Genomic DNA, 20,706 nt, shown 5'->3' with positions numbered 1-20,706 from the left:
GCCATCAGTGTCGAGAACGGACCCGCTCAGCGGCGCCGACTTCCAGACTTGCCCGACGGAACTTCCAGACCGGGCCGTTCGCGCTTCTCGCCGGGTGGGGCGGGCCAGAACCATAAGGGCCGTCCCACATCCCGATCAGCCCCTGGAGGCACCGTGAACAACCCCGCACCCCGCACCATCCGCATCGACGACGGCTGGAGCATCCCCGCCACCGACGGCGTCCACCGCAGAACCCTCGTCAAGGGCACCGCCTGGACCGTCCCCGTCGTCGCCATCTCCCTCGCCACTCCCGCCGCCGCCGCGTCCGGAACACCCACGCTGAAGTTCACCCAGTCGTCCTACTCCGGCAAGGCCTGCGAAACCATCACCGGCGTCCGGGTCGAACGCACCACCGACGGCACCACCGCCGACCCCGGAAAGACCATCACCGTCACCCTCACAGACGGTTACACCTTCAAGGACGGAACCACGACCTACTCGGGCGCGACGGGCTCCGACGGTCTGCTCTCGCTGCCCGACATCACCGTTCCGGCGAAGGGCGGAAAGAGCGCCTTCGCCGCGAGCTCGTCGGAGGGCCTCTCGGCCGCGGCTCCCGTGAGCGGAACCAGCCGACCCTCCGCGTTCCGGCGAGACGGAGACGGGAACCTGACCACGTACGAGAAGGTTCCCTACGGGGCGAAAGCCGTCGGAGACGGGGCCTTCCTCTCCTCCGATGGAAACGTCTACCAGGGTAACGACATCGTGGCCAAAGACGTCGACAAGGTGCACTGGACCTACAACCGCTTCGGCGAGGCCGCCGGCTACGACATCTTCTCCTGGGTCAGCGGAACAACCGGATACCGCCAGGACGCCAACGGGAACCTCTCGAAGCACACAGTCCCCGACAACTCGACGGCCATCGGCGACGCCGTCTACCTCGCCCCCAACGGAGACGTCTATAACGGAAGCACCAAGGTACTCGAGAAGACCACCTCCATCCACTGGTACTTCAACCAAGCGAATAGCAGCACCGCGAACCAGAATATCTTTACCTACGTGAAGGGCGGAGTCGCCTACCGACGGGATGGCGACGGCAACGTGACGACATACGACAAGGTCCCCTCGGATGCGAAAGCCGTCGGAGACGGGGCCTTCCTCTCCTCCGATGGAAACGTCTACCAGGGCAACGACATCGTGGCCAAAGACGTCGACAAGGTGCACTGGACCTACAACCGCTTCGGCGACGCCGCCGGCTACGACATCTTCTCCTGGGTCAGCGGAACAACCGGAAACCGCCAGGACGCCAACGGGAACCTCTCGAAGCACACAGTCCCCGACAACTCGACGGCCATCGGCGACGCCGTCTACCTCGCCCCCAACGGAGACGTCTATAACGGAAGCACCAAGCTACTCGAGAAGACCACCTCCATCCACTGGTACTTCAACCAAGCGAATAGCAGCACCGCGAACCAGAACGTCTTTACCTACACGAACGAGCCGACCTGCTCCTGATTCGAAGGGTGAATGGACGGAGCCGACCTCGCGAGCAGGATCCCGGGAACGTGTCGGCTCGAAAGAACACGCCACCGTGGTCGGCTCCGACTCTGCTAGGGGGAGAGCGGTGGGTGTGCCTGCCCGCGAGCGGCCGCGGTCGCCGGCGAGGACCGGCGGAGGTCTGCCGGGTGGACACCGCGGGCGCCTCCCGCGCAGACGCCGCGGCGAACTGCGTCCACCACAGCGGATAGTCGACGGCTCTCTGAGCGTCACCACCGACGCGCACAAGGCGGTCTGCACGTGACCGTTGCTCCGCGCCTCTGCTGAGATGTCCGGGAGGGAGGTGGCTTTGGAAAGGCGACCGAGGCCTTTCTGGAACCACCTCCACGGCATTCCTCGACAGCTCTCGGCGACGAAGCGCGTCGTCCGGCCGCCTCTTCGCAGGGCACCTCCGTTACGTCGTCAGCGCGACCGCCGGCGGTGTGCGGGCCGCGGACACCGCCGGATACAGCCCGGCCAGCAGTCCGATCGCAAGAGTCGATCCGACGCCCGCGAGCACGATCCCCATCGGGACCGTGAAAGGCGCCGCGTTCGTTGTCGCGAAGACGGCGACGGCACCCGCGCCGATCCCGACACCACCGACTCCGCCGAGGAGCGAGAGAAGGAAGGCCTCCATCAGGAACTGCACGCGGATGTGACCGCGGGTGGCGCCCAGGGCCCGACGCAGGCCGATTTCGCGCCGACGCTCGAGAACCGAGATCACCATGGTGTTGGCGACGCCGATCCCGCCGACGAGCAGTGCCACTGAGCCGACGCCGAGGAGCAGCCCGGTGAAAGAAGCGTCAACCGCGGCGCGAGCGTGCAACGCATCCGACGGACGCGTGACGCCGACGTGGCGGGGATGCTGCGGATCGATGCTGGCAGCGATCAGCGTCTGAATCCTCTCGACGGCGGAGTCGGCCGAGCGTTCGTAGACCGTCGTCGGACGGCCGTCCCAGTGCAGATCGGAGGTCGCGACCGAGGACGGTACCAGGGCGTTCAGATCGAGTTCCGGGGCGAGCGGCGATGGAGCGAGGAGGCCGATCACAGTGAAGTCGTGCCCCCCGAGCCACACAACCGTTCCGACCTTCTCGATCCCGAGGACCCGGGCGGCCTGCGACCCCAGCACCACGCTGGGGACGGCCTCGGTGGCTGTATCGAACCATCGGCCGACGGCGAGGCGGCTCTTCGTCACCTCGAGCAGCCGGTGATCGGCGACACTCACCATCAGGCCACGAGTGCGTCCCGGATCGACGAAGGAGTTGCGGTAGACGTTCGTCGTGGAGAGGTATGACGTCGCCGAGGCTGCCTCCGTTCCCTCGATCCTCAGGACTCGTTCGACGGCATTAGGAGCAAGAGGTGCCACCTCTGCTCCCGGGGTCGCCGCAGCCCCCGCGGTGAGGAGGTTCGTGCCGAGGAGATCGAGCTGCTGACCGAGCTTGGCCTGGCTGGTCGAGGAGATGCCGACGACGGCGACCATCGCGGCGATTCCCACCGCTATGCCGAGCGCGGAGAGAGCTGCTCGGAGGGGGCGGAAGCGCAGACCAGAAGCGCCCGCGCGCAAAAGGTCGACAGGAAGGAGTCGGGAGCGGTTCACGGCAGAACCTCCTCGGCAGGTGTCGCTGCACAGGTGTCAATCCGCCCGTCTCGGAGGGCGACGACCCGCGGCAGACTGTCGGCGAGCGTATGATCGTGGGTGATCACGACGACGCTCGTACCCCGCTCGTTGACCTCGCGGAGCAGAGCGACGACTCCGGCTCCGGAGACGGAGTCCAAGGCCCCCGTCGGCTCATCGGCAAGAAGAAGCGGCGCCTGCGAGACGAGTGCACGCGCGATGGCTACGCGCTGCTTCTCCCCTCCGGAGAGCTGGTGCGGTCGATGATCGAGCCGATGCCCGAGCCCGACACGTCCGAGCGCAGCGTCTGCGTCTCTCCTCCTGATGCGCCGCGGAACACCGGAGTAGAGAGCTCCGTTCGCGACGTTGTCCAGCGCGGTCAGGGTCTCATCGAGGTGGAACTGCTGGAAGACGAAGCCGAGTGTCGAGGCCCGGAGCCCGGAAAGCTGCCGATCGGACAGTGTGGCGATGTCGACTCCCTCGATACGGACGCTGCCAGAGGTCGGCCGGTCGAGCAGGCCCATGATGTTGAGCAGGCTCGACTTCCCCGACCCGCTAGGGCCGACGATCGCCATCAGCTCGCCTCGATCGATCCGGAGTGAAATGTGGTCGACCGCGCGTACCGGCGGTGCGCCGTGATCACGGACGATGTCATCGAGTTCGATCAGTGTGCTGCTCATGGCTGCGCCGACACCACCGTCGTACCCTCGGCCAGGCCTTCACCTGAAACCTCGACGAGAGCGTCCTCGTACAGTCCTGTCGTGACGGGCACAGTGCTGCGTGTCGCCCCGTCGGTCACGACCTCGACGGCGAAACCGCCGCCCGGTTGAGCCAACAGCGCATCCACGGGAACCGCGAGAACGTTCTCGTGCCGCTCGCCGACGAGATCCACGGCGACCGGCCCCTCCTGGACGGCACCGAGCTGTGCGAGATCGGTCAGGGCGATCTCGATGGGTACGAAGCGGTCAGAGACGCTCTGGCCACCGGAGTCGGACTGCTTGCCTGCCTCGGCCACCGGCTGTCCGACGGAGCTGATAGAACCCGAGGTCGTCCTACCGTCCGTGAGGGTCACGGTGACCGAAGAACCGACGGTCGCGAGCGCCTGCTTCGCGAGCGGCACCTTCACTGCGACGGAGGGCATCCGAGTGGTGAGGGCGGCGACTACCGTGCTGGCGTCGACGACGGCACCCAGAGCGGTCGACGTCGACCCGACGCGCGCCGGCTCCGGAACGAACACGATCGAGGACTGAGACACGACGCCGGTCTCGGAGACGCCAATCGCCTTCTGCCACTTCTTCACGGCCTCCGTCGTGGGCTCGAGGAACTCCTCATCCGGGACACGGGAGAAGTAGCCGAGATCAGCGAGATTGCGCTCGAGCTGGAGCACGTCCTCCCCCTTCGCTCCCTGCGAGAGATCGCGCCAAACGGGGAACGATCCCCCGAGCAGAACCACCGGGCTCGTATCGACGCGGAAGAGCACGTCCCCCGGCGCGGGCTCGGACGTAGCAGCGGGCACCGCAGTCAGCGTTCCCGCCGAACGCGCCGTCAGAGTCGCAAGGGCGGGATGTCGGAGGTCTCCGGTCAGACGCTGAGTCGTCGCGAGGGTGGTCGACCTGACCTGCGCGACATAGGCAGGCGGCACAGGAGCGGGAGCGGCGTCAGGACGAGCGCTGCTCGTAACGGTCCACACGGCGAGTGAACCGGCTGCTGTCAGCATGAGAGCGGCGGCGATGACCGCGACTCGTCTCCGTGAGGCGGTCACTGGTCGCCGCCGTCGGCGCAGACCTCGAACTGGTCCCAGTCGAAGTCGACGGGGAAATCGTTCCAGTCGCCGGAGGGGGTCAGATCCGGAATGTTCGCGCCGTTCTTGCGGAGGCATTCGAACGTGAGCTGGGTGAGCATGCGGACGGCCGCCTGCTCCTCCGGAGTGAGGGGCTCGGGGTCTCCCACTTCGCTTTGGCAATCCTTCGACACTGTGGCGGCACGAGGATCGCTGTTCTTCGCCGGCCCGGTGTCCGCGACGCCGTTTCGTGCCAGGCAGGCGGTGAACTTCTCACTCCACTCGGCGTCCTTCCGCTCGGAATCACCTCGGAGCGACAGGGCACGCTCCTTGGTCATTGTCGAGGACGATCCGCCAGTCGAATCGGATGAGGACTCCAGCTGCTGCCCCGATGAGCTGCAGCCGGTAAGCAGGGTCGTGGCGATCAGCACGCTCCCCAGGAGCGAGGCCACGCGGCCGGAGAGGGTGAAAGGCGAGGAGGTCATGATTGTTCCTTATCTATCGATCGTTGTTGCGCCAGCATCGAGGCGCGTTGGAGGCACCGACGAGTCCGTCGGCAGATCAGAGAGAGCGCTTGTGCGCTACTCGAAGCGGATGGAGCTCGGCAGCGTCGCGGTACGGGCGGCGCGGAAGGTGACGGCGAGCGAGAGCAGCAGGAGCGCCGCGACGGCGACAATCACGGCGACCAGGGCCACGCCTGGACCGTCGATGTGCCTTCCTGCACTGACGGCCTGCACGACGACCTCCGCGCACGCGGCACCCGCGATCGCGGCTGTGGTGACGGCGAGGACGAAAGGCAGGGCGGTCTCAAGCGCAAGCACCCGCCGCAGAGCACTGAGCGGCATTCCCGTCAGCCGCAGCAACGCGAGGAGACGGCGGCGATCGAGCAGCTGCGCGACGGTGTTCGTCGCGAGCGTCAGGCCTGATGTAACGGAGAGGAAGAGGAGCGCCGGGACCGCCAAGTCCTTGAATCGCTGGTCCTGGAGCAGGGAGGGCTGGTTCGCCCGTTCAGCGGGCGTGTGGAGGACGAGACGGACGGGCAGGCCGGAGGAGAGCAGGAGGGTGCGAGCCCGGTCGGTCGCCTCTGCCGAACCGTCCGTCCCGATGACGACAACGCCAGGACGGCCGCGCACAATGTCCGGAACGGGAGTCGCTGCGAAGGACTGGCCGTACAGACCGCCGAGATCGACCGAGAGCGAGCCTTCAGCCGGCACCAGACCCAGAGCGGCTACGTCCTCACCTCGCACGACGAATCGGAGGCTGTCCTCGTCGCTCCTCACTCCCAGCGCTACCCCCGTCAGTCCCGGGATGCTGCGCCAGCGGTCCACCTTGTCCGTGTCGAGAGCCCCGTTTGAGGAGTCATCCGCGTCCAGGAATGCAGAGACCATCGTGGTCGTCGTGCTGCTCGTCGGCGGATCGACCGCGACGCTCATCCCGCCCGAGACGAGGGCGGAGACGAACACCGCTGCCGCCACGCCGCCGACCCCGCGGAACGCCTTCCGCGGGTTGCGCACCAGCCGATTCAGCGCGAGCGTGGCAGCTGCGCCGCGGGCGACCGGGACTGCGATCCGTGCGCCGGCGTGCAGCAAAATCGGACCGGCCGAGAGGAGCCCTGAGGCGACAAGCAGCACGCAGATCGCGAGTGCCGCCGTCTCCTGCGAGCGGGTGTCCGCGGAGGCGTCGGTGACGGCGGGGTGGCGGAGGACGATCAGGATCAGGCCGAATAAGCCGACGGCGAGGGGCACGAGACGCAGGAGCGACGGGCGCCGCTCGATCAGAGGGCGTTGCTGACCGAGGGGGCCTATCCTCCCGGCCAGAGCTCGGGCGCCGGCAACGAGCGCGGACCCGATGACGACAGCCCCCACCACCAGCAGTGCGCGGACATCGAAGCCCGGTACCAGGCCCGCAACGACGACACGGTCGGCGGGCATAGACAGGCGCAGGACCGACGAGAGCACGCTGAAGGCAGCAGCCCCCGCCATGCCTCCGACGAGAGCGAGGAGTGCGACCTCGAGCGCAGCCAAACGGGCGACCCGCCAGGGAGTCGCTCCGAGAAGACGGAGGGTCGCCAGACGTTCGGCGCGCTGCGCCCCGCCCAGATCAGTGATCGAGGCGAGGAGCATCAGCACCGGCAGCAGCAGGGCGAATGATCCAGCCACAGCGATCCCGTCATAAGCGGCCGACGCGAACGAGTCCGAGGACCACCCCGCCACGGAGTACCCACCAGCGGCCTGCACGGCGGCATTGGTCTTTCCTCGGACGATCGCCAGGGTCTCATCGCCCTCGAGCACACCGGTCGGCAGAACGCCGACGGGAGTGCCGTAGCGATCACCGAGCTCATTCGCTGGCAGGGCAGCAATAAGCCGCTGGAGCGCGGGCGACGCGACGTACTCGCCAGGCTCGGGCAGGGGAAGTCCGCCCGGTAGGCGGAGAGCAGGAGAGCCGGTCACCGCGACGTCGAGCTCGAGGATAGGCAGGCCACGCACGTAATCGATGCTCGAGATCGCGGAGACGGAGTCCGCTACGTGAGCCCCGTCTCTCAGCGGCACTTGCAGTCCCGAAACGACTTCGGCGTCGTTGCCGACATCGAGCCATGCGCTGCGGGTCGTCCGCTCATGCAGAGCGTCGGCCGCGCTCCACAGCAGCATCACCAGGACGAGGCCGAGGGCTGCGCAGGCCACAACTGCGACGAGGCGTCGGCGATCAGCACGATCACCGGCTGAAAGAGTACGCAGAAGCTCGAAGTCGTTCGTCATCATCGGTCCTGTCGTCGGGCGTCGACGGTCGTGACCCGGCCGTTGCGCACGAATATCTCGCGGTCGGTATAGGAGGCGGTGCGGGCATCGTGCGTGATGATCACGAGCGTCGTCCGGTTGACGCGGGCGACGTCTGTGAGCGTCTCCATCACCGACTCGGCGACAAGCGAATCGAGGGCGCCCGTCGGCTCATCCGCGAACAGGACGGTGGGTGCCGTCACCAGAGCCCTAGCGATGGCGACGCACTGAGCCTGCCCACCGGAGAGCTCGGTGGGCAGCTTGTGTGCGTGGTCGGCCACGCGCAGCTGGTCGAGCTGAGCTCGCGCCTGTATCATCGCCCGTCGACGAGGCATACCGCTGAGGAGAAGGGGGATGCTGACGTTGTCCAGTGCGGAGAGCTCGGGGATGAGCTGACCGAACTGGAAGACGAAACCGAACTCGCGCAGCCGCAGCCGCGCCCGATCGGCCTCGGAGAGGTCGGAGACGACGAGGTCACCGAAGCGAACCTCGCCCTCGTCCGGAACGAGCACGCCGGCAAGCAAATGGAGAAGAGTCGATTTCCCGGAACCCGACGGGCCCATGACGGCGACGCACTCGCCACGCTCGATCTCAACGTCGATGCCGCGGACCGCCTTGGAGAGGCCGAACGAGAGCCGGAGTCCGCTGGCGGCGAGCACCGGGGATCGATGGGAGCCGAGGACGACCATCGGCTCGCTCACGCGAGGACCTCCCGGCGGAGCTCGCTGAGCCGCGCGACGGTCAGATCGATGAAGCGGAGATCTGCGTCGATGTGGAGAAGAGCGTGGTCACAGAGCAGCACAGTGATCAGGTCTGCGTCGCGCTTCCTCCGGGTGATCTCCCGCATGCGGTCGAGATGCTCGATCTTCTGGAGGTCGAGCAGACGCTCGGCGTCGTCGCCAAGGACCAGTCCGATCACGGCCTTGGCGTAGAGATTGCTCTGCAGACCGGGTGCGGGGGCATCCGGCGTGAAAAGCCAGGTACGGAGGCGGTCACGTCCCAGCGGGGTGATCTCGTAGCGCTTGCGGTCCGGCCCCTGGCCCGCCTCCTCGCCTGCCAGGACGACATACTCGTCGCGGGCAAGGCGGGAGAGCGCGGAGTAGACCTGCCCGAACGCGATCGGCCGAGCGGCGGCGAACAGCTTGTCGTAACTGCTCTTGAGGTCGTAGCCGTGGCTCGGGCCGGAGCCGAGCAGGCCGAGCATCGTGAGGGTGGTGTCCATGGACGGGAACACTACGCGCGGTGAATACACCGGGTGTCTACTGCGCCAATGAAAGGATCGCAACGCGCCAGTCGGCCGCTGGAAAGAAGCGAGAACGCCCTCGCTGACGGTGTTTCGGCGGAACTCGCAATTCCCGCCTTCGACATCGCCTGAGCCAACGGGAAGCCCGCGAGGTCGGCGATCTCGTCGCGATCCGCCGCGATCGGCGACAGACGATGGTCGTCCGTCGCGATCAGAGACAGGACGTACCGCGCCCCGGACGGCGACGTCTACAAGGGCGGAACGGTCATCATCTCGGCGACAGATGCGGCGATCCACTACTTCAACCAGTCGAGCAGTTCGACGGTCTCTCCGGACATCACGACCTACGTCAAGGACGGAGTCGCGCGTCGGAGGGACGGCGACGGGAACGAGAGCACCCACGCCACCGTCCCCTCAGGATCGACATCGATCGGCGACTCCACCTACCTCGCAAAGGACGGCACCGTCTACCACGGGAACACGGTCATCGCCACGGGCGTCTCAAGCGCGACCTGGACGTAAGACCGCTTCGGCGGGAACGCCGGCGCCTCTGCGCAGCGCCTCCCCTGACCGTCGCCCCGCGGGACGCAGCACAACGTCAGCTGAGATGCCTCGTCATCCACCATCGTGGATGAGACCGCCTCTCAGCTGACGTTGTGTCGCACGACCCCCGCCGCCGTCCCCGACACGATCAGGTCGGCCCGGCCACGGGTCGCCTCGATCAGCAGCGCATTCGCACCGTCGACCTCGGATGCCCAGGCGGACGCCGCCTCAGGGGCCCGGCCGAACGAGACGTGCCGGTCGACCAGGCGCTCGAAGCGCTCGGTCTCGGGGGTCGCGCAGAACCAGGCCTCGTCGAACTCCGCGCGCAGCAGCGCCCACGGGCCCTCGTCCACGAGGAGGTAGTTGCCCTCCAGCACCACGAGCGCGGCGGAGGGGTGCACGGCCAGGGCACCGACCACCCCCTCGTCGACGGTGCGCTCGAAGGTGGGCGCGTAGACCACGTGGTCGGTCTCGGCGCGCAGCCGCCGCACCAGAGCGAGGAAGCCCCAGCCGTCGAACGTGTCGAGCGCACCCTTGCGGTCGCGGCGGCCGAGCCCGTCGAGCGTGGCATTGGCGAGGTGGAAGCCGTCCATCGGCACGAAGGCGGCGGTCCCCTCCCCCGCGAGCTCGTTCGCGCGGGCGACCACGGCACGGGCGAGGGTGGTCTTGCCTGCTCCGGGGCTTCCGGCGATCGCGACGACCGCGCGACGACCCGGCCCGGTCAGGGCGAGGGCGCGTCGGGCCAGCTCATCCAGGCCCGGCCGCTCCGCCTCCGCGGCGACCTCCCCCTCAAGCCTCGCCACGGCTGCTCTCCAGCGCGTTCACCAGGAAACCGCGAGCGTGGCGGGCGAGCGCCGGCCCGTCATTCCAGAGGTTCCGCCACACCGCGAGGTCGGTGGAGAGGGTCGGCGAGACGACGGCCGACGAGAACGACTCGAAGGTGATCGGGCCGCGGTAGTCGATCGCGGCCAGGGCGGGGAAGAAGGTCGTGACGTCGAGGTGGCCGCTGCCGAGGTAGCCGCGGTGGTTCTCGCCGATGTGGACATACCCGAGACGATCCCCGACGAGCAGCACCGGGCGGAAGAAGTCGTCCTCCTCGAAGGTCATGTGGTAAGTATCCAGGTGGATCAGGACGTTGTCGGCACCGTTGTCGTCGGCGAGGCGCAGAGCGTCCGCGGCGGTGTTGATGACGTTGGTCTCGTAGCGGTTGCAGATCTCGAGGCCGAGGGTCATGCCCTTGCCGGACGCCTCCGCGGCGAGGTCGGTCAGCACCGACACCACGTTCGCGACCCGTGGCCGAGAGGGGCGCGCTGTACGTGCCGAGCGCGCCGGTGAAGTGGGGGCCGCCGAGCGCGTGCGTGGTCTCGAGGGAGTCGGCGAGCAGCGTCGCGCCGCGGGCGTGCACTCCGAGAGGGGTCGTGGTGGTGCTCCTTTCACCATCGGCTCGACGGACCGAGACAACGAGAACGTGAAGAAACTCGTCAGAGCGTTCCAGGATCCGGCCGTGGAGGAGTTCCTCGCGACGGAGGAGACGGCCTGCTGCCGACCGACGGCTGAGCCCCCCATCCGAGTCGCCCGAGGAGCACCGCCCGGCTTCTCGGGCGACTCGGCGTCTGCGGACGTAGCGTGGGCACATGAACACGTTCACTCTCCACAACGGTGTCGAGATCCCCGCCCTTGGACTCGGCGTCTTCCAGACTCCGCCCGACGAGACCCGCGCCGCCGTCGCCGCCGCGCTCGACGCGGGATACCGGCACATCGACACGGCGGCGGCTTACGGCAACGAGCGCGAGGTGGGCGAGGCGATCGCCGGCCGCGACGACGTCTTCGTCGAGACGAAGGTGTGGATCAGCGACTACGGCTACGACCAGACCCTGCACGCCTTCGACACGAGCGCGGCCAAGCTCGGCATCGAGCGGATCGACCTGCTGATCCTGCACCAGGCCCTGCCCGAGGCCTTCGAGCGCACCCTCGACGCGTACCGGGCGCTCGAGACACTGCTCGCCGACGGGAGGGTGCGGGCGATCGGCGTGAGCAACTTCATGGTCGAGCACCTCACCCGCCTGCTCGCCGAGACCGACGTCGTGCCCGCGGTGAACCAGCTGGAGGTGCACCCGTACTTCCAGCAGCGGCGCGTCGAGCGCTTCGGCTGCGAGAACGACATCCTCACCCAGGCCTGGTCGCCGATCGGCGGCATCACCGCCTACCGCGACTCCCCGCGCCGCAGCTTCGACGACCCGGTGCTCCTCCAGCTCGGCGCCACGTACGGCAAGACCGCGGCGCAGGTCATGCTGCGCTGGCACCTGCAGGAGGGCCGCCAGGTCATCCCGAAGTCCACCCGGCCCGAGCGCATCGCTGAGAACATCGACGTGTTCGACTTCGCGCTCTCCGGCTCGGAGCTCGCCCGCATCGACGCCCTCGAGGCGGGAGTGCGCGGCGGACCGGAGCCCGAGGCCGTGACTCTGGAGGCGTACGGCCGCGACATCCCTGACGCCTGAGGAAGGCGTCCGCGACGGGAACACCGGAGCCGTCGCGGGCGTTCCCCTCCGTATGAGCGTTCCCCTCTCCCTCCTCGACCTCGCCCCCATCGCCCCCGGTGAGACCGCTCGCGACAGCTTCGCCGCCTCCGTCGCCCTGGCCCAGGAGGCCGAGCGGAACGGCTACCGCCGCGTCTGGTACGCCGAGCACCACAATATGGCGAGCATCGCCTCCAGCGCGACCTCGGTGCTGATCGCTCACGTCGCCTCGCAGACGTCGACCATCCGCCTCGGCTCCGGCGGAGTCATGCTCCCGAACCACTCCCCGCTCACCATCGCCGAGCAGTTCGGCACTCTCGAAACGCTGCACCCGGGCCGGATCGACTTGGGGCTCGGCCGCGCGCCCGGCAGCGACCAGGCCACCTTCCGCGCGCTGCGCCGCGACCCGGACTCCTCCGAGCGCTTCCCACAGGACGTGCTGGAGCTGCAGGCCTTCCTCGCCGGCGAGTCCCGCGTCCCCGGCGTGAGCGCGACCCCCGGCGCCGGCACCCGCGTCCCGCTCTACATCCTCGGCTCGTCACTCTTCGGTGCCCAGCTCGCCGCCGCCCTCGGCCTGCCCTACGCGTTCGCCTCGCACTTCGCTCCGGACGCCCTGCACCCGGCCGTCGCCGAGTACCGCCGCGGCTTCCGCCCCTCCGAGCAGCTCGACGCTCCCCACGTCATCGCCGGGATGAACGCCATCGCCTCCGACACGGAGGAGGACGCGCAGGAGCAGTTCGCGCAGATGAAGCGCGCCCGCCTGATGATGCTGCTGCGCCAGAGCGGCCAGCTCCCGCTCGGCCAGACCTTCGAGGACGACGAGCTCGACGCCCTGCTCAGCGCCCCGATCGGCGCTCACGTCGCGAGCATGACCACCTATACCGGTGTCGGCACCGGCGACCAGGTGGCCGACTACGCCGCCGACTTCGCCCGCTCCGCCGAGGCCGACGAGGTCATCGTCGCCCACGCGTCGCTGCAGACGGAGGCGCGGCTGCGCTCGGTCGCGCTGCTCGCGCAGTCGAACGCGCGGGTCGCCGCCTGACCGCGTCTGTCACCGAGGTCAGGCGGGTCTGAACCGCGGGGCGAGCGGCGCGCCGGGCTCGGCCGGCGCAGGCCGTTGCGGTAGACCGACGCCGCGACCCGGTCAGTGCGCCGCGGACTCTCGGCGGACGCCGTGGTCCTCCTCCGACCCCTCATCCGGCTGCTTCGCGACCGCCCGGCGCAGAGCACGCACGTCTCTGAACCCGGAGAGGCGGGCGACCTCGGTGCGAGTGAGGGGGCGCCCCTCCGCCCGGCGCGCCAGGTTCTGCCGCGCGAGCCGCACGCGCTCCGCTGTGAGCGCCACCTTCGCCGTCGTCCCCGCCTGAGCGAACACATGACGGAGGTTGCGCGGTGAGGTCCTGACGGCCGCTGCCAGCGATTCGACGTCGAAGTCGGGGTCGGCCGCGCGTGCTGCGATGACGCGCATCGCGCTGCGGTGCAGGGCGCTGGTAGAGGTCAGCAGCCAGGGGCTCGAGGTCTCAAGCGCCTGGAGCAGGAGCGCCGTCGTCAGGTGCCGCACCCCTGCCGCAAAGTCCGAGAACCCGGCATCGCGCAGGCTCATGCCCGAGTTCAGCGCCGCGTTCGACGTCGCAGCGACCGCGTCCCGGTACTCCCTCGCGGGGGCGACGAGGATCTTCCCCCGTGCGAGCTCCTCGCGAGCAGCGGGCGGGAGGACGTCGAGTTCGTAGTCGAGCTCGTACCGGGCAGTCGTGGACTCCGAGGAGAGGAGGAAGCGGGTCCCGCCCGGGAGCACGGCGGCGTCTCCCGGCCCGAGCTCGGCCGGCTCGTTCCACTCGTCCGAGTCGATCGTGCACGTCCCCTCGATCTGGAGCAGCAGCAGGGCCGCCGGAGAGGTCCGGGCGATGCTGTAAGAGGCGGCAGTGTGCCAGAGGCGAGCCATTCGGAGGTCGGGGAGGACGATCTCGTCGGCGACCAGTCGAATTTCGGAGTCGCCGACGTCCTCGCCGCACATATCCCGTTCGGCGAGCCAAGCCAGCGCATCCTGTCCCCGGAGCGAGTACTTATATCGCGGTGTCTCAGCGGGCATGCAGAAGTCCTCTCCTCATCGTGTCGAGTGACAACAGGCGATCGGCAGCCGCGTGGAGCAGGTGCCGTGATGAGTGTGCTTACACCCTGGCGACTCTGCTCTGTCAAATGCAGAATCCGGCAATGCCCGCCTCTTTCGGCGGCAATCACCGGGTTCGTGTGCCTGATTCGAGGAGTAGTCGATGAATCGTCGGGGTCTTCCTTGGAGTCATCCGCGGAATGGCGCGGAGAAGGAGGGCACCCCTGCCCGTCAGAGTTTTTCTCGGGAAGGCGAGAAGAGACGGGCCGCAAAGGAGAGAAATTGGTCGCAGCGGCGCGCTCTTCGGTGCCGTGGCGCAATCCGTACTACCGCCGCGGTGCGGACGCTCTCGCATCGGCGCCGGGCGACAGAAGGCCCGGGTCGAGTCGCTGCACGGCCCCGGCGGGAGCGACAGCGCGCTCTCGAGTGGTCGTGTGCACGAGGGGTCCGGCGGAGGCGGCCTCGCGGATCAGGCCGGCCGGGTCGTCTCGACCGTCCGCGGAGAGCCCCGAGGCGTTCCGGTCGCCTCTCGTGGGTCAGCTCCGCTCGGGTTCCGGCTCCTACTCGTAGAGCTCGGCGCTGCGCACGGCGTCCGGCTCGGCCCCGAGAGCCGCGATGAAATCGTTCAGCGCGGCGACGGCCTGCCGCTTGCTGCGCTGATCGGAAGCGGACGCGGCGATCCCTGCCGCCCGGAGCAGCGCAGTGTGGGTCACGGCGACCGGATCGTCTCGACGGACGGTGGTGACGAGGTCGCGCTGGCCCCGAAAGTAGCGGTAGAGAATGCCGATCGAGACACCCGCGCGCTGCGCCACGGCAGCGGTCGTCGGCCAGGCACCCCGATTCTCCAGCAGAAGCGCCCGCGTGGCGTCCAGCATCCGGTCGACGGTCTGTTGCGCACGCTCCTGCGTCGGAGGCGTCCGAAATGTGGTGGTGGAGTCGTTCATTCCGACACATTCTCAGGTGCAAGCTGCGAATGACCATACTTGGCGGGATGTGATCGCTAACGTGCGCGCGTCTCACGGATACTCCATAGGTTCGGCGCATCGGCACCTCTCCTCTTGTCTGATCTGCCGAACCTCGATCTCGCCGCGACTCCTCGACCGGCGCGACGATGTCACCCGCAAGGGGCAGGTCGACGCATCGGAAGAGTGACGCGCGCTCGTGTCGACGCGCGGGACGCTGTCCTGGTCGCGCTCCCGCGCGGCTCGCAGCGGTCTCGCCGCGACGTCACACTGACTGGAGCCCCCATGACCTCGAATACTCGTTCCGCTGCCCCGTCCACGCACGGTCGGCGCTCAGCGCCGCGTGCCGGAGGTGTGCTCGGCCTGATCGTGGTCGGCCTGCTTCTGAGCGGCTGCACCGCAGCACGCAGTGACGGGGCGACGGAGTCCGTCAGCGCGTCGGTCGAGATCGGCGACTGCTTCTCCCACCAGGGCGACACCTGGGTGCCCGCAGGCTGCGACAGTACTTCCGACTTCGTTGTCTTCGCTCTCCCTAACACCACAGCGACAACGGCGGACGGCGTCCAGGCCGACATGCAGTCCCTCTGCGCGGCGGCCGCCGACCCCGCACGGTTGGACGCTGTGACCGCCTTCGGCCCGACCGAGGACAGCGTGGCGGCGGGCGATACCAGAATCACCTGCGGCTACGAGAACATCCCGAGCTGAGCCCGGACTCCCCGCAGCCCGCCCTCCGACTCGTCAGGACCGGAAGCCGTGAGGACCCAACGCGGCGGAGAGATCGAGACGCTGAGCGAGGACCTCGCATGCGACCTCGGTGAGGGTGAACGAGTGGCGGACCGCGTAGAGGCGCATGACGAGCATCGCCTCCGCCGGCGAGGCTCCGATCTGGCCGACGAGGAACCCCGTCGCCTGGTGCACCTGACGCTGCCGCGCACTCACCGCCGCGCTTCCCAGCACTTCGACCAGCGCACTCCGCAGATGCACCAGCGACGCGGGTTGCAGCGAATCCGGATGGGAGAACAGGGAGTTGATCATCGAGATGGCGATCAGGGGCAGCTGGTCGGGATCGCGTAGCACGACGGTTTCGCGATCCGCCACCACCCCGCCACCGACGCTCCCCTCCAGCTTCAGGCCCATCCAGCTCACCGGAGCTGCGGCGTGCAGGGTATAGGCGGCTTCTCTCCCCGCGAGTCCCAGCTGACCGCGAGTGAGATCCCCGATCTGACGGCCGTCCTCGGTGAGGACGCTCAGTCGGCCCGCGAGAGGGAGCAGTGCGGTTGAGCGCGAGTCCGGCACGGGGATGATCTGCGCCGACGTGTGCCAGATGCGGACCAGGGTCATCCCCGGCCCGTCGAAGACCTCGGTCCGGATGGCGAGAGGTCCGCGAGGAAGGATGCTCGCGCCCCACGAGTCGAACCAGCCGTGCGCGTCGCGCCCCTCGAGCGAATGGATCTCTCGCGAGATCCTGCCGCTCTCCTTCACCGACAGATGGGCATCGAGGCCGGGTGGTATCGGAACGATCCTTCCGGAGAACTCATCGTGCATGGGATCGACTCCCGATCAGAGAGGTGTGCAGAGCGCGCCGGGCGCGGGCGAGACCGCGGGAAGCCGCAGGCGTCCTCGTGACGCCTCGACTGCGGGTCGTGAGGCAGTACTCCATGCTGGAACGCTCCGTCCTGCGAACCGTCCATGCGACTCGTCACTTCTCGTACGAGACGCTACCCGACGGCGATGACGGGTGACATCTGACGAGTATGCAGAGGAAATGCTGTCGGGATAAGACGGGACGAGAAAATGCCCCCGACGTCGAGCGAACGACGCCCTGGCCGTCATGCGGGCGTGCGCCTTCGCCACCGACGTCGGCATCCGCGAAGTCACCGGTCGGATTATCGTCAGAAAGCTCGACTTCTCCATCGACTCATCGATCTGAAGCGGACGTAGGATTCGATAATGGCCGCCCTTGACCGTGAGCAGATGCTCTTGGACACCCTGACCGCCGTCACCACCACACTGGTCGACGCGTTCGACGCGGTCGACCTCCTGCAGGACCTCGTCGACCGGTGCTCCACGCTCCTCGATGCCGATGACGCAGGTATCGTCCTGGTGGACGGGAACGGCGAACTCGTCGTGATCGCCTCGACTGATGAACGACTGTGCCTCATCGAGATGCTGCAATTCTCCTCGGACGACAGCCCCTTCGCAGAGACGATCCGCACCGGCGCCGTCGTCACCGGAGTCAGTTCGGCGGACATCGGCGCACGATGGCCATTTGTCGCAGAGGCCGTCCAGGAATGCGGATTTCAATCGACACACTCGATTCCCCTCCGCTTTGCCGGCAGAACCATCGGAGCTCTCGGGATCTTCCGCGCCACTGCGGGCGGTCTCGACGCGTCCGAGGTCTTGGCAGCGCAGGCCATCGCGGATGTCGCCACCATCGCTCTCGTCCACGAGCGGACCACCCGGATCAACACCCTGGCTCTCGAGCAGCTCCAGCACGCACTCGGCTCCCGCATTGTCATCGAGCAGGCCAAGGGGATGATCGCTCACCGCAGAGGGGTCAACATCGACGCCGCCTGGGATCTGCTCCGCGCGAAGGCGCGCGCTCGTCATGCGTCGATCAGCGTCACCGCCCATCTCCTCCTGGAGAATGTGATCACCCTGTGATTCGCGCCGCTGGCGGACAGGGGCGGACGGAGGATCGGCACGGCGGGTCGGAATGGCAAGGTTCGGACCAGCCGACGAGCCGGAACGGGCCCGCGGGCGCTCAGCCGAGCGCGGCGACCCGCTCGATCACTCCCTCGCCCAGGCGGGCGACGTACGCCTCCGGGTCAGGTCCGGCCGGCGCGAGCTGCACGTGGTCGATCCCGAGCCCCGCGTACTGTTCCATCGCCCGCACGAAGCCGTCGGGGTCGCGGAGGGGATCGCCACCGCCGGTGATGGTCTTCGTGATCGCCGCGTAGTCGCGGTCGAGCTCGTCGCAGTGCCGTTTCAGCACATCGAGCTTGTGCGCCACGTCGTCCGCGCCGGTGCCGAACAGGTTGCAGGCATCGCCGTACTGGGCGACGAGGCGCAGCGTCTTCCGCTCCCCGCCGCCGCCGATCAGAATCGGCGGGCCCGGCTGCTGGATCGGCGCCGGGTGGTTCAGCGTCTCCGCCAGCCGGTAGTGGGTCCCCTCGAATGGCCCGTCGTCCTCGCTCCACATCTGACGGCAGATCCGCAGTGTCTCCTCCAGCCGCTCGAACCGCTCCTTGAGCGGCGGGTACGGAACACCGAGTCCGAGGTGCTCGCGCTCGTACCAGGCCGCGCCGATACCCAGCATCGCTCGCCCGCCGGAGAGCACGTCGAGGGTGGTGACGATCTTCGCCAGCAGGCCCGGATGCCGGTAGGTCACGCCGGTGACCAGCAGCCCCAGCCGCATCCGCTCTGTCTGCCCGGCGACGAAGCCGAGCGAGGTATAGCCCTCGAGCATCGGATCCTCGCTGGTCGCGAAGTGCTCCATCTGGAAGTAGTGGTCCATCAGCGTGAACCAGGCGCAGCCGACCTCCTCGGCCGTCCGCGCGGTCTTCCCGAGGATCGGTGCGATCCCCGCGCTCCCTCCGGGGAGGGTGAAGTTCATGAAGTGAATGCCGAGCTGCATGCGCGTCTCCTATCGTCCCGGGATGTCCAGGAGCCAGTGTGCGCCGAGCCGCTGCTCAATACGCCGACGCGCCGGCGCCCCGAGCGATGTCTCACCACTGATCCCACGAGGCACGCTGGGGCCCCCTTCGGAAAGGTGCACTCATCATGGAAGCGCTGCTGTCACTGCATCTGTTGGCCGCGGAAGCCCATCAGGATCGTCTCCGTCTCTCTTCGCCCGACCCCACTCATCTTGCGTCGCCACCCATACGACCTCGAAGTCCCGGCCGCGAACCACACAGCCTAAAGACCGCACGATCACCCGGTCACCCCCGCTGTCGTCGCCTCCACAAAATCTCCGGCGTCAATGTTCATTCCCTTACCATGCCGCCTGCCACATTGAGGCAAGAGAAAAATCTGCCAGATTATCGCTTGTGGCAGATCCCTGTGGCAGACTGGACGGGCCGGACCGGGCTTTGCCACAACGAAAGAGGTGATTGACATGGACGCAGCCGAGTTCAAACCGCCATACATGTCATTCCAGACGTTTTGGTCGTTCATCGACGAGCTGGCCAGCAAGCCGCTTCCTCCTCGCATCGACAGGTCGCTGATGAACTCCAGGTCGGGTACGGATCAGGCCAACCTCTCCATGGCCCTGGCCTCGTTCGGTCTGACGGGCGAGGACGGAACAGTGCAGTCGAATCTCATAGACCTCGTGCAAACCCCGACGGATGAGCGGAAGGCAAAGTTCGGGCGCCTGGTCGGGCAGTACTATTCGGCCGCGCTCGACCTGTCGGAGCAGAACGGGACGGAAGCAGACCTCCGCAGGGCCTTCACCGAGTCCTGGCCGTCGATCGCGTCCTCCGACACACGACGCAAAGCGATTACGTTCTTCCTCCACGCGGCACGAGCGGCCGACATCCCGCTTTCACCACACTTTCCGACCACTCGAGCTGGTTCAGGGGCTCCCGGAGTGCCGCACCCACTCCGCGTATCGAAACGAAGGACTCCCACCACACCGGTCCAGACGCCGCCCGCCGAGAATCGAGCACTCGCCTCGGTCGGAGGTCACTTTCAGCGCGTCGAGCTCCGCTCCGGTGGGGAAGTGACGCTGAGCTATGACGTCAGCCTCTTCGACCTTGATACCTACGACCAGAACTTCGTCCTTGAGTTGATCGGGGCAGTGAAGAACTACCGATCAGCCGAGTCTGCCCTCTCTCGAGACGTTGGAGACAGACCGGATCCCGTGGAGGAGGCATGAACATTACGGACACGTCTCACCAGCACGAGACCCTGGGACACAGAACGATCGTGTACATCGACGGATTCAACTTGTACTACGGAGCATTAAAACGAACCCCGTACAAGTGGCTCGACCCGGTCACCTTCGCCGAGAGCCTCCTGCCAAGGAATCAGGTCACTCGCGTGCGATATTTCACCGCGAGGATCAAGCCGCGTCCCGATGACCCTCAGGCCCCGTCACGACAGCAGGCGTACCTCCGAGCCCTGTCTGCCAACGTTCGACTAACTATCCATGAAGGTCAGTTCTTCACGTCTCACGTTCGTATGACACAGGCGGACCCTGACGCGCGTCCCCGGACAGTTAAAGTTATAAAAAGCGAGGAAAAGGGGTCCGACGTCAACCTCGCGACTTACCTGATGCGTGACGCCTACTTGAATGAGGCAGAAGCATTCGTCGTCATTTCGAACGACTCCGACCTTACCGAACCAATGCGACTCGTGAAACATGAGGCCGGCAAGATTGTCGGGCTCATCAGCCCATACCCCACCAACAGCCGAGCGCTGATGACGTGCGGCCCCGACTTCGCGAAAACCGTTCGCACTCATCATCTCGAAAATTCTCAGATGCCAGTTGCCGTGTCTCTTCCTGACGGATCAACCGTGCGAAAGCCGGAGCACTGGTGAAAAAGCAGAGGCCCCGCTGAAGGGGCCTCGCGACCGGTAGCCGAAGCATCCGGGGGTGTGAAGAAACTGTAACATGCGCTGGCCGCAGCCTCCACCCAAGCGACATCACTGAG

At 67.5% G+C, this 20,706-nt stretch carries 20 protein-coding genes; 7 read left to right on the top strand and 13 right to left on the bottom strand.

Annotation, left to right across the window (positions count from 1 at the left end; genetic code table 11):
• The first annotated feature begins 153 nt into the window (after positions 1-153).
• Positions 154-1,491 (top strand): MORN repeat-containing protein, encoded by a 1,338-nt coding sequence (locus C5D07_RS03520; RefSeq protein ID WP_104258688.1) that lies wholly within the window; start codon positions 154-156, stop codon positions 1,489-1,491.
• 436 nt (positions 1,492-1,927) lie between these two features.
• Here the strand turns inward: C5D07_RS03520 and C5D07_RS03515 are convergent, their stop codons facing one another.
• The 9 genes from C5D07_RS03515 to C5D07_RS15890 form a co-directional block, all read right to left on the bottom strand.
• Complete coding sequence (locus C5D07_RS03515) at positions 1,928-3,109, bottom strand: ABC transporter permease (protein ID WP_068256664.1); 1,182 nt, start codon at positions 3,107-3,109, stop codon at positions 1,928-1,930.
• A complete protein-coding gene (locus tag C5D07_RS03510) occupies positions 3,106-3,807 on the bottom strand; it encodes an ABC transporter ATP-binding protein (protein WP_068256667.1) in 702 nt (233 codons plus the stop codon). Before C5D07_RS03510 ends, C5D07_RS03515 begins: the two co-directional genes overlap by 4 nt.
• Complete coding sequence (locus C5D07_RS03505; RefSeq protein WP_167542401.1) at positions 3,804-4,643, bottom strand: peptidoglycan-binding protein; 840 nt, start codon at positions 4,641-4,643, stop codon at positions 3,804-3,806. Before C5D07_RS03505 ends, C5D07_RS03510 begins: the two co-directional genes overlap by 4 nt.
• A 242-nt stretch (positions 4,644-4,885) precedes the next feature.
• The gene (locus C5D07_RS15650; protein ID WP_170063498.1) at positions 4,886-5,392 is read right to left on the bottom strand and encodes a hypothetical protein; all 507 of its coding nucleotides are present in this window, start codon (positions 5,390-5,392) and stop codon (positions 4,886-4,888) included.
• A 96-nt stretch (positions 5,393-5,488) separates the two neighbouring features.
• A complete protein-coding gene (locus C5D07_RS03500; protein WP_146076808.1) occupies positions 5,489-7,666 on the bottom strand; it encodes an FtsX-like permease family protein in 2,178 nt (725 codons plus the stop codon).
• Positions 7,663-8,382, bottom strand: coding sequence for an ABC transporter ATP-binding protein (locus C5D07_RS03495; RefSeq protein WP_237358210.1), 720 nt, complete (start codon positions 8,380-8,382; stop codon positions 7,663-7,665). The genes C5D07_RS03500 and C5D07_RS03495 overlap by 4 nt, the downstream gene beginning before the upstream one ends.
• Entirely contained in the window at positions 8,379-8,903 is a 525-nt protein-coding gene (locus tag C5D07_RS03490; protein ID WP_068256676.1) for a PadR family transcriptional regulator, read from the bottom strand. Before C5D07_RS03490 ends, C5D07_RS03495 begins: the two co-directional genes overlap by 4 nt.
• Before the next feature lie 665 nt (positions 8,904-9,568).
• On the bottom strand, positions 9,569-10,270 hold the full coding sequence (locus C5D07_RS03485; RefSeq protein WP_181134346.1) for a nucleoside/nucleotide kinase family protein: 702 nt from the start codon (positions 10,268-10,270) through the stop codon (positions 9,569-9,571).
• Positions 10,257-10,907 carry a sugar phosphate isomerase/epimerase family protein gene (locus tag C5D07_RS15890; RefSeq protein WP_257722301.1) on the bottom strand — a complete coding sequence of 217 codons (651 nt, stop codon included), beginning with the start codon at positions 10,905-10,907 and terminating at the stop codon, positions 10,257-10,259. The genes C5D07_RS03485 and C5D07_RS15890 overlap by 14 nt, the downstream gene beginning before the upstream one ends.
• Before the next feature lie 194 nt (positions 10,908-11,101).
• Between C5D07_RS15890 and C5D07_RS03475 the strand changes: the two genes are divergently transcribed.
• A complete protein-coding gene (locus C5D07_RS03475) occupies positions 11,102-11,965 on the top strand; it encodes an aldo/keto reductase (RefSeq protein ID WP_068256682.1) in 864 nt (287 codons plus the stop codon).
• 52 nt (positions 11,966-12,017) lie between these two features.
• Entirely contained in the window at positions 12,018-13,025 is a 1,008-nt protein-coding gene (locus C5D07_RS03470; RefSeq protein WP_104258686.1) for an LLM class flavin-dependent oxidoreductase, read from the top strand.
• 102 nt (positions 13,026-13,127) lie between these two features.
• Here C5D07_RS03470 and C5D07_RS03465 read toward each other — a convergent pair whose 3' ends face one another.
• Both C5D07_RS03465 and C5D07_RS03460 read right to left on the bottom strand, forming a co-directional pair.
• Positions 13,128-14,072: a cupin domain-containing protein gene (locus C5D07_RS03465; RefSeq protein ID WP_104258685.1), complete on the bottom strand. Its 945-nt coding sequence runs from the start codon at positions 14,070-14,072 to the stop codon at positions 13,128-13,130.
• A 578-nt stretch (positions 14,073-14,650) separates the two neighbouring features.
• Positions 14,651-15,034 (bottom strand): TetR/AcrR family transcriptional regulator, encoded by a 384-nt coding sequence (locus C5D07_RS03460; protein ID WP_104258684.1) that lies wholly within the window; start codon positions 15,032-15,034, stop codon positions 14,651-14,653.
• A gap of 303 nt (positions 15,035-15,337) precedes the next feature.
• Here C5D07_RS03460 and C5D07_RS03455 point away from each other — a divergent pair, with 303 nt between their 5' ends.
• Positions 15,338-15,757, top strand: a complete 420-nt coding sequence (locus C5D07_RS03455; protein WP_146076706.1) for a hypothetical protein — start codon at positions 15,338-15,340, stop codon at positions 15,755-15,757.
• Positions 15,758-15,790: 33 nt separating this feature from the next.
• Here the strand turns inward: C5D07_RS03455 and C5D07_RS03450 are convergent, their stop codons facing one another.
• Positions 15,791-16,597, bottom strand: coding sequence for a hypothetical protein (locus C5D07_RS03450; protein ID WP_104258683.1), 807 nt, complete (start codon positions 16,595-16,597; stop codon positions 15,791-15,793).
• 405 nt (positions 16,598-17,002) lie between these two features.
• Between C5D07_RS03450 and C5D07_RS03445 the strand changes: the two genes are divergently transcribed.
• Positions 17,003-17,716: a GAF and ANTAR domain-containing protein gene (locus C5D07_RS03445; RefSeq protein ID WP_104258682.1), complete on the top strand. Its 714-nt coding sequence runs from the start codon at positions 17,003-17,005 to the stop codon at positions 17,714-17,716.
• A gap of 100 nt (positions 17,717-17,816) precedes the next feature.
• Here the strand turns inward: C5D07_RS03445 and C5D07_RS03440 are convergent, their stop codons facing one another.
• Complete coding sequence (locus tag C5D07_RS03440) at positions 17,817-18,689, bottom strand: LLM class F420-dependent oxidoreductase (RefSeq protein WP_104258681.1); 873 nt, start codon at positions 18,687-18,689, stop codon at positions 17,817-17,819.
• Between the two features lie 480 nt (positions 18,690-19,169).
• Between C5D07_RS03440 and C5D07_RS03435 the strand changes: the two genes are divergently transcribed.
• Complete coding sequence (locus tag C5D07_RS03435; protein WP_146076707.1) at positions 19,170-19,928, top strand: hypothetical protein; 759 nt, start codon at positions 19,170-19,172, stop codon at positions 19,926-19,928.
• Positions 19,925-20,593 (top strand): NYN domain-containing protein, encoded by a 669-nt coding sequence (locus tag C5D07_RS03430; RefSeq protein ID WP_104258679.1) that lies wholly within the window; start codon positions 19,925-19,927, stop codon positions 20,591-20,593. The genes C5D07_RS03435 and C5D07_RS03430 overlap by 4 nt, the downstream gene beginning before the upstream one ends.
• Positions 20,594-20,706 lie beyond the last annotated feature (113 nt).

The organism is Rathayibacter tritici, from assembly GCF_002932875.1.
GTDB lineage: Bacteria > Actinomycetota > Actinomycetes > Actinomycetales > Microbacteriaceae > Rathayibacter > Rathayibacter tritici.
Note: the sequence above shows the minus strand (reverse complement) of the source record. Positions and strands in the feature narration are given on the sequence as shown.